We start from the raw sequence: 12,926 nt of genomic DNA on the forward strand, positions 1-12,926 counted from the left end.
CCATCTTGGTAAGTCGAGAGAGGGCGCAGTGGCTTGGGCCTGTTGGCAACGCCCCGTTTCCCTTCCTCGCTCATCAAACCGGACATGCGGATTTCCCGCCTCCGGCTTTCCGAGTGGCTTCATTGTCAGGCCCACGGCGTGGCGTGGGGTGCACGCGTTGGAGTTGCCGCACGTCGAGTTCCGCGAAGATGGTGCTGCAAAATAAGCCCTTCACCCGATTCCCCTGAGCGCCGGATGCGTGCGGCAAGCAGGGTCGCGGCTTCGCCGGCATGGCACGATGCTGGTGTGAGCAGGGCCAAGGCGAGCCTTTCGGGCCTCACCTCCCGCCCCGACGGCGTCGGGGCGCCTTCCCCGCCTTCGGCGGAGAAGGCTTTTCCGAGCCCCTTCCGGAAGCGCGCCTCCCGCCCCCGCCTCAGGCGCTGACCTCGCTGCCGTCCTGGCCCCAGCGCGTGTGGAAGCTGCCTTCCTTGTCGAGCCGGCGATAGGTGTGTGCGCCGAAATAATCGCGCAGGCCCTGCAGCAGGTTGGCCGGGCCGCGCGCGCGCCGCAGCCCGTCATAATAGGCGAGCGAGGAGGCGAAGGCCGGCACCGGCACGCCCTGCTCGACGGCCAGCGCCACCACGCGCCGCCAGGCCGGCTCGGCCTTGGTCACTGCGGCGCGGAAGGAACTCTGCAGCAACAGGTTCGGCACGCTCTCGCCGCTGTCATAGGCCTCGCGGATGCGGTCGAGGAAACGGGCTCGGATGATGCAGCCGCCGCGCCAGAGCGTGGCGACCTCGCCGAGCCTCAGGTCCCAGCCGAACTGGTCGGAGGCGGCGGTCATCTGCTCGAAGCCCTGGGCATAGGCGGCGATCTTGGAGGCATAGAGCGCGTCACGGATCGCGTCGATGTCCGCAGGCGTCGCCGGGCGCGGCGCGGGAGCGGGGTGCGGCAGCAGCTTCTCCGCCGCGATGCGCTGCGCCCGGCGCGCCGACAGGGCACGGGCGAAAACCGCCTCGGTGATCGAGGTCAGCGGCACGCCGAGATCGAGCGCCGACTGTGCGGTCCAGCGGCCGGTGCCCTTCTGCTCGGCTTCGTCGACGATGGCGTCGACCAGGGCGCCGCCGGTGGCGTCGCGCTTGCGCAGCACCGCGGCGGTGATCTCGATCAGGTAGGAATCGAGCTCACCCGTCCTCCAGTCCGCGAAGATGTCGGCGATGGCGGCGGCGTCGAGGCCGTAGACCGTCTTGAACAGGTCGTAGGCCTCGGCGATCAGCTGCATGTCGGCATATTCGATGCCGTTGTGCACCATCTTGACGTAGTGGCCGGAGCCCTCGGGCCCGATGAAGGCGCAGCAGGGCGTGCCGTCCACCTGCGCGGCCATGCGCGTCACCATCGGCTCGATGCGGGCATAGGCCTCGCGCTCGCCGCCCGGCATCATGCTTGGGCCTTCGAGGGCCCCTTCCTCGCCGCCGGAAATGCCCATGCCGAGGAAGCGCAGGCCCTTGTCCTTGAGCTGATGGAAGCGTCGACCGGTGTCGGTGAAGAGCGAGTTGCCGCCGTCGATCACGATGTCGCCGGCTTCCAGATGCGGTACCAGCTCGGCGATGACGTCGTCCACCGGCTGGCCGGCCTTGACCATGATGATGATGGCGCGCGGGCGGGCCAGGGCGGCGACGAAGTCGGGAATGGTCTTGGCCGGCACGAAGCGGCCCTCGCTGCCATGGGCGGCGATCAGCTCGTCCGTGCGCCCACCATGGCGGTTGTACACCGCGACGCCGAAGCCCTTGCGGGCGGCGTTGCGCGCCAGGTTCGCGCCCATGGTCGCCAGGCCGAGGACGCCGAGGTCGGCAAGATCAGTCATGGTCCCTCTCAAAATCACCGAAGACAAATCGCATCAGGCGGAACGCCTGCCGCTCCCCTCCCCCTTGCGGGGAGGGGTGTGGGGTGGGGGTCCCTCAGGACAAGGCGCACCATGCTCGTCACGACCCCCACCCTTTATCCCTCCCCGCAAGGGGGAGGGAAGACTCACGCGTCACGCTTGAGGCGGGAGCGATGCGTCTCGCCCGGCCGAAGGAGCGAGCCGCCGCCCCTTCATTTCGAATCCTGCTGGAAGAAGGCGTGCACCTTCCGGGCGGTGGCCTCGTCGATGCCGGGGCAGCCCTGCAGGTCGGCCAGCGAGGCACGCGAGATCGCCTTCAGCGTGCCGAAATGGTGCAGCAGCGCCCGCTTGCGCTGCGGGCCGATACCGCCGATCTCCTGCAGCCCGCCCTCGCGCATCGACTTCGAGCGCTTCTGGCGATGCGCTCCGATGGCGAAGCGATGCGCCTCGTCGCGCAGGCGCTGCACGAAGTAGAGCACCGGGTCGCGCGGCGCCAGCTTGAACGACGGCCGGCCCTCGATGACGAAGGTCTCGCGCCCGGCGTCCCGGTCGAGCCCCTTGGCGATGCCGACCAGCGGCACGTCCTCGATGCCGAGATCGGCCAGGGTCTCGCGCGCCGCCTTGAGCTGGCCGGCGCCGCCGTCGATCAGCACCAGGTCGGGCCAGGGCGAGCCTTCGCCCTCCCCCCGTTCGCCCTCGCGCGGCGCCTCCTTCAAGAGCCGCGAGAAGCGCCGCTGCAGCACCTCGCGCATCATGCCGAAATCGTCGCCCGGCGTCAGTTCCTCGGACTTGATGTTGAACTTGCGATAGCTGTTCTTCATGAAGCCGTCCGGCCCGGCGACGATCATGCCGCCGACCGCGTTCGTCCCCATGATGTGGGAGTTGTCGTAAACCTCGATCCGCCGCGGCATCTCCTCCAGGCCGAAGGCCTCGGCAACGCCTTCCAGCAGCTTGATCTGCGAGGAGGATTCGGCCAGGCGCCGCCCCAGCGCCTCGCGGGCGTTGTTGGCGGCATGCTCGACCAGGTCGCGCTTCTCGCCGCGCCTGGGCGTCGCGACCTCGGTGCGATGGCCGGCCTTGAGGCTCAGCGCCTGCTGCAGCAGGTCCGCTCCCTCCACCTCGTGCGACAGCAGCACCAGGCGCGGCGCCGGCTTGTCGTCGTAGAACTGCGCCAGGAAGGCGTCGAGCACCTCCGCCGCCGACAGGGTCTTGTCGGCCTTGGGGAAGTAGGCGCGGTTGCCCCAGTTCTGATAGGTGCGGAAGAAGAACACCTCGATGCAGAACTGCCCGGCCTCCTCGTGGATGGCGAAGACGTCGGCCTCCTCCACGGTCTGCGGGTTGACGCCCTGGGTCGACTGGATCGCCGACAGCGCCGCCAGGCGGTCGCGATAGCGGGCGGCCCGCTCGAACTCCAGCTCCTCGGCCGCCGCCTGCATCTCGGCCGCCATCCGCTCCTTGATCGCCTTGGACTTGCCGGTCAGGAAGGCGCGCGCCTCGCCGACCAGCTCGCTGTAGGCCTCCGGGCCGATCTCGCCGGTGCACGGCGCCGAGCAGCGCTTGATCTGGTGCAGCAGGCAGGGGCGCGTGCGGGTGGAAAACACCGAATCCGTGCAGGAACGCACCAGGAAGGCGCGCTCCAGCGCGTTCATGGTGCGGTTGACGGCAAGCACGCTGGCGAACGGTCCGAAATAGTCGCCCTTGCGGGTGCGGGCGCCGCGGTGCTTGGTCAGTTGCGGCGCCGGATGGTCGCCGGTCAGGAGGATGTAGGGGAAGGACTTGTCGTCCCGCATCAGCACGTTGAAGCGCGGCTTCAGGCTCTTGATCAGGTTGGTCTCGAGCAGCAGCGCCTCGGTCTCGGTCTCGGTGGTGACGAACTCCATCGCCGCCGTTTCCGCGATCATCCGGGCGATGCGCGCCGTCGGCGCCACGCCGCGGGCATAGCTCGCCACCCGCTTCTTGAGGGAGCGGGCCTTGCCGACATAGAGCACCGCGCCCTCGGCGTCGATCATCCGGTAGACGCCGGGCGCGTTCGGCAGCGTCTTCCAGAAGGCGTGGATCACCGCCGCGCCGGCGCGCAACGAGGAGGGCACGCTGGCTTCGTCGAAGGCGAAGTCGACGGCGGACGCCGTTTCCTCGAACGCGTCCTCGACAGTGTCCCGGGGTGAATCGATCATGCCCGGAAAGTAATGGCTCGCCGGCCCCATGGCGAGAGGGCGCGGCGCGGATACCGCACCCGGCGGACCGGCAGGCGGATTGAGCGGATTCGGCCACAGGATTGCCATGTCGGGCGCGCTCTCTTGGCGTCCCGGGGCTGGGCGGACACGATTCACTTCGCGAGGCAGACTTTATGACGATCTGGCGGGCGCTGCTGGTCCTTGCCGGCCTGGTTCTTTCGACGATCCCCTCCTATGCCGCGCCGGCCGAGAAGCGCATCGCTCTCGTCGTCGGCAACGCCGCCTATGCGGCGGGCGCCCTGCCCACCCCGGCCAACGATGCCGGCCTGATCGCGCAGACCTTGCAGGCCGCCGGCTTCGATGTCGTCGGCGCGCGCGATCTCGACGGCGAGTCGCTGCGGCGTGCGCTGCATGACTTCCTCGACAAGGCCTCCTCCTCCGGTCCGGACACGGTCGCCTTCATCTATCTCGCCGGCTACGGCCTGCAGCTCCAGGGCGACAATTACTTCGTGCCGGTCGATGCCCGGCTGTCGCGCGTCTCGGACGTGCCGGTCGAAGCCGTGCGCGTCTCCGACTACGTCAGATCCCTGGCCGGCCTCGGACTCAAGGCCGGCGTCGTCGTGCTCGACGCGGCGCGGGCCTCGCCCTTCCTGAAGTCCGAGCAGCAGCCGCCGGCGGGCGGGCTCGCGCTGGTCGATCCCGATCCGGGCCTGCTCGTCGCCTTCAACGCCGCGCCGGGCACGATCGGCCCGCCTGAGGCCGGCCCCTACGGCGCCTATGCCAAGGCGCTGGCGGAGATGATGCGCCAGGCCGGCCTCGCCCTGCCGGACGTGTTCGCCCAGACGCGCCTGCGCGTCGGCGAGGCCACCCAGGGGGCCGAGTTGCCCTGGGATGCCTCTAAGCTCACGGCCGCCGTCACGCTGTTCGAGCGCGGCCCCGACGCTCCCCCGCCCCCGGAGGCCTATCGGGACGCACCGCGGCTGCGCAGCCAGCCCGTCCGCTCCTTCGCGCCGGCCGAGGCCTACACGGCCGCCGTGGCCCGAGACACCTTCCAGGGCTACCAGGACTTCCTCGCCGCCTTCCCGGACGACCCGATGGCGCCGCGGGTGCGCGCCATCCTGGCAGCCCGCCGCGAGGCCATCACCTGGCGTCGGACCTGGCAGACCGACTCGCCGCAGGCCTACTGGTCCTATCTCGATCGCTACCCGCACGGCCCCCATGCCTGGGACGCCCGCCGGCGCCTGCGCGAGCTCAGCGCGGCGGCAGCCCCGCCGCCCGCCTTCACCGCGATCGCCTACGACCTGCCGCCGCCGCCGCCCGCCGAGATCGTCTATGTCGAGCGGCCCGTCATCGTCTTCGACGATCCGGTGTGGCGGCTGCCGCCGCCGCCCCCGCCGCCGGTGATCTTCCTGCCGCCGCCGGTGGTCGTGGTGGTCGCGCCCCCGCCGCCGCCGATCGTCGCCTACGCGCTGCCGGTGCCGGTGTTCGAGCCGGTGCCGCGCTGGGCGGAGCCGCCGCGCTACGTCGTCGCGCCTCCCGAGGATGAGCTGTTCCGCAACATTCACGAGCGGATCGATCCCCGCGCTCCCGAGCACGGCGTCACCGCGGGCCAGGTCGCGGGCGCGGCGGCGGCGGTCGGCGCCGGGGCGGCACTGCTCAAGGTGGCGCTGCCGCCGTCGGTCGCCAGGAAGGCGCAGCCGTCCCCCGGGCCCCGGCCCCTGCCAGGCGCCGCCGCCCTGCCCGGCAACGAACACCTGCCGGCCCAGCAGGCCCTGCGGCCGCCGGCCGCCGCGCCCGACATGAAGCCCGTGCCGGGCAAGCCCCTCCCCGCGCCGCCGGCGGCTCCGCTCGGAAAGCCGCTGGAGGCCAGGCCGGGCAAGCCGGTGCTCGACAACGGCGTCAAGCCGCTGACCGGCGCCGCTGTCGTGCCGGGGACCGTATCCCCGCCCGCCCTGCGGGCTCGCAAGCCCCCCCGCGACAACGCCGGCCCCGCCGACAAGCAGCCGGCGGCCGCCGTGGCCGAGCCGGTCGACCAGGCCCATCGGACCAAGGCCGCCGAGCCGCGCAAGCCCGACCGGCGGCCGGCGCCAAAGCCGGTGCCGGCGCTCGGTGACGGAAAGCCGGTCCGGCCGCAACCCGGGCTCGCGCGCGACACCGGTCCTCCCCGGCCCCAGGCCAAGCCTCCGCGCGCGGCGGGACCGGCACCGGCACGGATGCGCGCCGCGCCGCCGCCCCATCCCTCCGCGCCCCATCCCTCCGCGCCCCGTCCGGGCGCGCAGCACCCGCGTTGCGGCAGGCCCCCATGCCACTGAGGCCGGGCCGGACCGCCGGCCGCCTCGCAACTTTCCCCGCGGCATCCCCGTAATGCCGGAACCGGGCCGCGCCCCGCGCGGTCCGGCCAAATCATCAAAGGGGGATACCATGCGTTCAACACTGCTGATGGAGGCGGGCCTGGTGGTCGCCGCCCTGTCCTGCGGCGCCGGTGCTGCGGAAGCCGCCGCCAGGAAGAGCCTCTATGAACGGCTCGGCGGCCAGCCGGCGATCGTTGCCGTCGTCGACGACTTCGTCGGCAACGTCGCAGCCGACAAGCGGATCAACGCCTTCTTCGCCAGGACCGACGCCAAGACCTTCAAGGCCACGCTGGTGGACCAGCTCTGCGCCGGCACGGGCGGGCCCTGCGTCTACAAGGGAAAAGACATGAAGACTGCGCATCAGGGCCGCGGCATCCGCGAGGAGCACTTCGCCGCCCTGGTCGAGGACCTCGACAAGACCCTGGCCAAGTTCAAGGTGCCGAGGAAGGAACAGAAGGAGCTCCTGGCCATCCTGGCGCCGATGAAGACGGACATCGTCGAGAAATAGGCTGCGGGGGCCGGCCTCGGAATGCTCGACAAAGGAGGTCGTCCCGGCACCGTGTCCGCGGCGGCCATCCGCGGTGTCGCCGCACGCATCGGCGGTTCAGCCTGGCGTGCGGCGGCGCCGCGGCCGCCTCCGGCCCGGCACGGTCGCCGGCTGTGCCGAGGCAGTGCCTCCGAGAAAACGAAGCGAAGGGAGCCGCGGCCCGGGCTATAGCTCGCCTCTCCAGCAAGGAACACCGCCATGTCCGCCTCGTCCGCCCTCCGCCTTCTCCGGTCCTGCGACTACCGCGTCACCCCGTGGAAGAACGGCCAGGGCGTGACCCACGACATCCTGCTGCTGCCGGAAGGCAGCGGCCATGACGACTTCGATATCCGCATCAGCCGGGCGCCGATCGCCGGGGAGGCCCCGTTCTCCAGCTTCCCCGGCATCGACCGGCGGATCACGCTGCTGTCCGGCGATGACTTCGACCTCGTGTTCGAAGACGGCGCACGCCTGCCGCTGCGGTGGCTGCAGCCGCAAGGCTTCGACAGCGCGCGGGCGCCCTCGCCTCGCCTGCCCGGCGGGCCGGTGACCGTCCTGAACGTGATGACCCGGCGCGGCCGCTGGCGCTCGCAGGTCGAGCCGCTCGCCGGCGGCGCGGTGCTGCATCTCCAGCCGGCCGACGGCGCGCTGGTCGTGCTTCACGCCGTATCGGGCGACTGGACGATCACTGCCGGCAAGGCGGAGGTCCGGGCCGGCGCCGGCGAGACGCTGCTGGCGCATGGCGGCTCGGAACTGGCCCTCGCCGGCGGCCAGCCGGCCGAAGCCCTGCTCGCCGTGCTGACGCCGGCGGCCGAAGGAGCGTGAGCGAACGGGCGGCGCATCGCCGCCGCCCGTTCGTCCCGGCTCCGATCAGAGATAGAGCTTGCGGACGACGTCGTTGCCGAGGAGGTCCTTGGCCGAGCCGCTGGCCGCGATGCGCCCCTTGACCACGAGATAGCCGCGATGGGCGATCGACAGCGCCGTCTCGGCGTTCTGCTCGATCAGGAGCACGGCCGTGCCCTCTTCATTGATCCTGGCGACGATGTCGAAATATTCGTCGATCAGCTTGGGCGACAGGCCGAGCGAGGGCTCGTCCATCACCACCAGCTTGGGCGCGGCGATCAGGGCGCGGGCCAGAGCCACCATGGCCTGCTCGCCGCCGGAGAGCGTGCCGGCCTGCTGGCCGATGCGCTCGCGGATGCGCGGGAACAGCTCGGCCATGGCGTCGAGCCGGGATTCGAAGTCGAGCCTGCTGCGGGCCGCGTCGAAGCCGAGCCGGATGTTCTCGCGCACCGTGAGCTGGGGAAACAGGCGCCGGCCCTCCGGCACGAAGCCGATGCCGCGGCGCGCCAGCATCTCCGTGCGCAGGCTGCCATTGCCGGCGCCGAGCACGTCGATCCTGCCGCCGACCAGGGGCAGCAGCCCGGAGATGGCGCGGAACGTGGTGGTCTTGCCGGCGCCGTTGGGTCCGAGCAGGCAGACGAGCTCGCCTGGCGAAACCGCCAGCGAGACGTCGCGCAGCATCGGCACGACGCCGTAATTGGTGCTGATCGATTGCAGCTCAAGCATGACCGGCCTTCCGTCCGAGATAGGCTTCCTGCACGCGAGGCAGGCGGCGCACGTCGGCGAAATCGCCGTCTGCGATCTTCTGGCCGTAGTCGATCACCATCACCCGGTGCGGCAGCTCGGCCACCAGGCGCATGTCGTGCTCGATGATCATCACCGCCAGCTCCGGCCGCCGGCGCGACACTTCGCGGATGTCGGCGATCAGGGCGTCGGTGTCGCGGTCGTCCATGCCGGAGGACGGCTCGTCGAGCAGCAGCACCTGCGGCTCGGAGGCGAGCGCCCGGGCGATCTCCAGGCGGCGCCGGTCGGCCTGGGCGAGCTCGCCCGCCGGCCGCTCGCGCTGGGCGTAGAGCCCGGCCGAGACCGCCTTCAGCAATTCGCCCGCCTGCTGCGCCGCCCCCTCCAGCTCGCGCCGCGCATGGCCCGGCCGGAACAGCGCATCGAACACGCCGCAGCGGGTGCGGGTGTGCATGCCGATGACGACGTTGTCGACGACGCTGAGATCGGAGAACAGACGGCTCGACTGGAAGGTGCGGGCGATGCCGCGGGCCGTGATCCTGTGGGTCGGCACGCCCCTGAGGTCGGTGCCGCCGAGGCGGACCTGGCCGGCCGTCGGCGTGTAGATGCCGGTGATCAAGTTGAAGAGCGTCGACTTGCCGGCCCCGTTCGGACCGATGATGCCGAGGATCTCGCCGCGCTTCAGCGTGAAGTCGACGCCGTTGAGGGCGACGAGGCCGCCGAAGCGCATGGTCAGGCCCTGGCCTTCGAGCGCGATGCTGCCGCTCATCTCAGCCTCCGTAGCGGCGCAGGCGCTGGGGGAACAGCCCCTGCGGCCGGATGATCAGGAACAGGATCACGACGACGCCGGTGAACAGGATGCGGTAATCGGAGAAGACCCGCAGCTTTTCCGGCAGGAGCGTGAGGAGAAAGGCGCCCAGGATCACGCCGAGGATGTTGTCCATGCCGCCGACGATGACCATGGTCATGATCGTCACCGACACCAGGAAGGTGAAGTTGTCCGGCGAGATGAAGCTGATATAGAAGGCGTAGATCGTGCCGGCGAAGGCGGCGAGGAAGGCATCGACCGCGAAGGCCAGCACCTTGTACCAGGTGACGTTGATGCCCTGGCAACGGGCCGCCAGTTCGTCCGCCCGCAGCGCGTTCCAGGCCAGCCCGACCCGGGAGGCGTGCAGGCGCCGCGCCGTGACGATGGCGAGAGCGACCAGCGCGGCGGAGAGATAGTAGAAGTTCGCCTGGCTCGGCAGCGAGTATCCGAAGATCTCGATCGGCGAGGCGAAGGAATGGCCGAACAGGCTCGGCGCCGGGATGCCGACCAGGCCGTTGGGACCGCCGGTCCATTCGAAATTGTTGAGCAGCTGGTGCACGACGACGCCGAAGGCGATGGTCACCAGGGCGAGATAGCTCTCCTTGGTGCGCATCGAGGGAATGCCGAGCAGGAAGCCGAAGGCGGTCGCCACCAGGGCGGCGATCGGCAACGCCAGCCAGAAGCTCACGTCGAAATTGATGGCCAGCAGCGCCGAGGCGTAGGCGCCGATGCCGTAGGAAGCGCCGGTGGCGAAGTTCGGGATGTTGGCGCTGCCGAGCTGGAAGTTCAGCGCCAGCGCCAGCACCGAATAGAGCTGCGCCACGATCAGAAGGTGCAGCGCGTAGCTGTCGCCACCCATGGTGAAGGGCAGCAGCACGACGATGGCGATGCCGAGCACGAGCGCGAAGGCGCCGTTGGCGGCAAAGGCGTCGGCGATGCGCGCCTCGATGCGCGGGCGGATCTGCAGGACGGCGAAGCCGGCGCCGAGGACGGCAAGGATGGCGACGACGAGCGGCCAGTCCTCGGCGAGCAGGAACTGGCGGAGCAGGGCGGCGGCGATCAGCTCCAGGCCGGCGACGATCGCAAGATCGGCGGCGACGCCGGGTTTGGCGGTGTTGGACAGCACGGTGGTCGACATCCCGTTTTCAGACCTTCTCGATCACCGGCCGGCCGAGCAGCCCCGACGGCCGGAACACCAGCACGAGGATGACGAGCAGGAAGGCGAAGACCAGCCGGTAGGAGGCGCCGTCCGGCACCATGGCCTGGATGACGGTGTCGAGCCCGGCGATCAGCAGGCTGCCGAGGATCGCGCCGGGCATGCTGCCGAGGCCGCCGATCACCGCCGCGGAAAAGCCGATCAGGCCGGCCTGCACGCCGAAGTCGAACCGGACGACGCCCGCATAGCTCGAATAGAACAGGCCGCCGACGGCGCCGACGGCGGAGGCGATGAAGAAGGTGGCCCAGAAGATGCGGTTGGGATCGATGGCCATCAGGCGCGCCGCCTCCTGGTCCTGCGACACCGCCCGGATGCGCACGCCGAGCGGCGTGCGGTGCAGAACGAAGAACAGCAGCGCCACGGCGGCGACCGACGTGGCGATGACGAACAGGCTGAAGCCCGGCAGGACGATGCCGCCCGGCAGCTCCAGGTTGTTCGATATCAGTTGCGGAAAGGCCTGCGGATTGCTGCCGTTGGGATAGAGGTGGCGCACCAGTTCGCGCAGCACCGTGCCGAGCGCCACCGTGGCGACCAGCGCCATCATCGGCGGCGCATGCCGGAAGCGACGGATCACCAGGAGGTCGAGCAGGACGCCGAGCAGGCCGGTGAGGACGACGGCGACCAGGCAGGCGGCCACGAGGCTGGCGGCCCCGACTTCACCGGCGGCCGAGCCGAGCAGGATCTGCACCGTGGCCAGCGCCAGGAACGGCGCCATCAGCGACACGTCGCCATGCGAGAAGTGAATGACATTCAGCACGCCGAACAGCAGGCTGAAACCGAGCGCCACCAGCGCATAGATGCAGCCGAGCGTGATCCAGTTCAGGCATTGCAGCAGAAAGATACTTCCCATGGGCTGGAAACTCCGGCGCGGCGCCTTGTTGCTTCTTGTATGCGCTGGCGCCGATCCTGGAACTCTGAACGGCGCGGATCCGGATTTCCAGAGCAGGATGGCAACGAATTTCCGCAGCCGAGGCTCGGAAAAAACGAATTTGATCGCCCATGGCCTCAATGCACCCTTTCCAGGCCGACCAGCAAGGCCCGACCCGATCGGCCGACGCATGGGCAGGCGGTCCCATCTCGAGAGCGGAAAACAAAGATGAAAATCAAGCAAGCCAGCGGCATTACCCGGCGTCTGGCAACGGTGGCGGTCGCGGCGGCCGCGATGCTGGCCGTCGCGCCGGCCGTGCAGGCCCAGGAAGTCATCAAGCTCGGCTTCATCGGCCCGGTCAGCGGCGGCAACGCGGCGCAGGGGCTGGGCGCACGCAACGGTTTCCTGCTGGCCATCGAGCAGGCCAACGCGTCCGGCTATCCCTACAAGGTCGAAGGCGTCGCCCTCGACGATGCATCCGACCCGCAGACCGGCGTCTCGGCCGCGCTGAAGCTGGTCAACGACCCGAAGGTGGTCGCGGCCACCGGCCATTGGAACAGCCCGGTGGCCCTCGCCACCATCCCCGTCTTCAACCGCTACCAGATGCCCTTCATCGTCTGGGGCGCGATCGGGCCGAAGATCACCGAGCAGAACCTGCCGGTCGTCACCCGCGTCACCCCGACCCTTGTCAACGAGAACAAGCCCCTGGCCGAGTGGGCGGCGAGCGGCCTCAAGGCCAGGAAGATCGCGGTCGTCACCGACACCAGCGACTATGGCCGGGCCAACGCCCAGTGGTTCAGCCAGTTCTTCAAGGACAATGGCGGCGAGATCGTCGCCAGCGAGGCCCTGCCGGTCGGCACCACCGATTTCCGCGCCATCCTGACCCGCATCAAGGGCCTGTCGCCCGACGCGGTCTATTTCGGCGGCGTCATCACCGAGGCGGGCATCCTGCGCAAGCAGATGGCGGAACTCTCGGTCGGCGTGCCGATGATCGGCATCTCCGGCTTCTACGATCCGGACTTCATCAAGATCGCCGGCGCCGCCGCCGACGGCACGATGGTGAGCTATCCCAAGTCGCAGAGCAACCCGAAGCTCGACAAGATGAATGCCGACTACGAGGCCCGCAAGTTCGCCGAGGCCGCCAGCCCCTACACCAAATATGCCTTCGATGCGACCAACATCCTGCTGCAGGTGATCCGCGAGCACGGCACGAAGGACAAGGCGGCCCTGGCCAAGGCGGTGCGCGACATCAAGTTCGACGGCGTGCTCGGCACCACCACCTTCGATGCCCAGGGCCAGACCCAGATCCCGGTCGAGATCGAGATCAAGGAAGTCAAGAACGGCGCCTGGACCGACCACTGAACCGCGGCCTTGCGCCGGCGCTTCGCGCGGACGAGCTTCGTCGCGCCGAGGTGCCGGCGCCCGTCGACGCCGTCGCGGGCGGCCCGTCGCTGCGCCGGGCTGCACGACGCGCGATGGCCCGTTCGCCCAGGACCTCAGAAATTCTGATCCAAAAGATACACAAGATATAATTTACA

10 protein-coding genes are annotated in these 12,926 nt (G+C 69.9%); 4 read left to right on the plus strand and 6 right to left on the minus strand.

Features of this window, described 5'->3' with window-relative positions; translation table 11 throughout:
* Positions 1 to 412: 412 nt before the first annotated feature.
* Both gndA and uvrC read right to left on the minus strand, forming a co-directional pair.
* Entirely contained in the window at positions 413 to 1,843 is a 1,431-nt protein-coding gene (gndA, locus tag AC27L4_RS10565) for an NADP-dependent phosphogluconate dehydrogenase (RefSeq protein ID WP_487142083.1), read from the minus strand.
* A gap of 230 nt (positions 1,844 to 2,073) precedes the next feature.
* Complete coding sequence (uvrC, locus tag AC27L4_RS10570; protein ID WP_487142084.1) at positions 2,074 to 4,035, minus strand: excinuclease ABC subunit UvrC; 1,962 nt, start codon at positions 4,033 to 4,035, stop codon at positions 2,074 to 2,076.
* Positions 4,036 to 4,208: 173 nt separating this feature from the next.
* Here uvrC and AC27L4_RS10575 point away from each other — a divergent pair, with 173 nt between their 5' ends.
* The 3 genes from AC27L4_RS10575 to AC27L4_RS10585 all read left to right on the plus strand — a co-directional run bounded on the left by AC27L4_RS10575 (position 4,209) and on the right by AC27L4_RS10585 (position 7,737).
* The gene (locus AC27L4_RS10575) at positions 4,209 to 6,347 is read left to right on the plus strand and encodes a caspase family protein (protein WP_487142085.1); all 2,139 of its coding nucleotides are present in this window, start codon (positions 4,209 to 4,211) and stop codon (positions 6,345 to 6,347) included.
* Positions 6,348 to 6,456: 109 nt separating this feature from the next.
* Positions 6,457 to 6,894, plus strand: coding sequence for a group I truncated hemoglobin (locus AC27L4_RS10580; protein WP_487142086.1), 438 nt, complete (start codon positions 6,457 to 6,459; stop codon positions 6,892 to 6,894).
* Between the two features lie 237 nt (positions 6,895 to 7,131).
* Positions 7,132 to 7,737: a HutD/Ves family protein gene (locus AC27L4_RS10585; RefSeq protein ID WP_487142087.1), complete on the plus strand. Its 606-nt coding sequence runs from the start codon at positions 7,132 to 7,134 to the stop codon at positions 7,735 to 7,737.
* A gap of 45 nt (positions 7,738 to 7,782) precedes the next feature.
* Here the strand turns inward: AC27L4_RS10585 and AC27L4_RS10590 are convergent, their stop codons facing one another.
* From AC27L4_RS10590 to AC27L4_RS10605, 4 genes are read right to left on the minus strand one after another with little or no spacing between them, the layout of a single operon-like run.
* On the minus strand, positions 7,783 to 8,481 hold the full coding sequence (locus tag AC27L4_RS10590; protein ID WP_487142088.1) for an ABC transporter ATP-binding protein: 699 nt from the start codon (positions 8,479 to 8,481) through the stop codon (positions 7,783 to 7,785).
* Entirely contained in the window at positions 8,474 to 9,265 is a 792-nt protein-coding gene (locus tag AC27L4_RS10595) for an ABC transporter ATP-binding protein (protein WP_487142089.1), read from the minus strand. Before AC27L4_RS10595 ends, AC27L4_RS10590 begins: the two co-directional genes overlap by 8 nt.
* A 1-nt stretch (position 9,266) precedes the next feature.
* Positions 9,267 to 10,442, minus strand: coding sequence for a branched-chain amino acid ABC transporter permease (locus AC27L4_RS10600; protein WP_487142090.1), 1,176 nt, complete (start codon positions 10,440 to 10,442; stop codon positions 9,267 to 9,269).
* A 7-nt stretch (positions 10,443 to 10,449) separates the two neighbouring features.
* The gene (locus tag AC27L4_RS10605; RefSeq protein ID WP_487142091.1) at positions 10,450 to 11,370 is read right to left on the minus strand and encodes a branched-chain amino acid ABC transporter permease; all 921 of its coding nucleotides are present in this window, start codon (positions 11,368 to 11,370) and stop codon (positions 10,450 to 10,452) included.
* A gap of 246 nt (positions 11,371 to 11,616) precedes the next feature.
* On the opposite strand from AC27L4_RS10605, the gene AC27L4_RS10610 reads away from it, so the two are divergent.
* Positions 11,617 to 12,750, plus strand: coding sequence for a branched-chain amino acid ABC transporter substrate-binding protein (locus AC27L4_RS10610; protein WP_487142092.1), 1,134 nt, complete (start codon positions 11,617 to 11,619; stop codon positions 12,748 to 12,750).
* The last annotated feature ends 176 nt before the right edge of the window (positions 12,751 to 12,926 follow it).

It is taken from the genome of Labrys sp. Lb11, assembly GCF_057554225.1.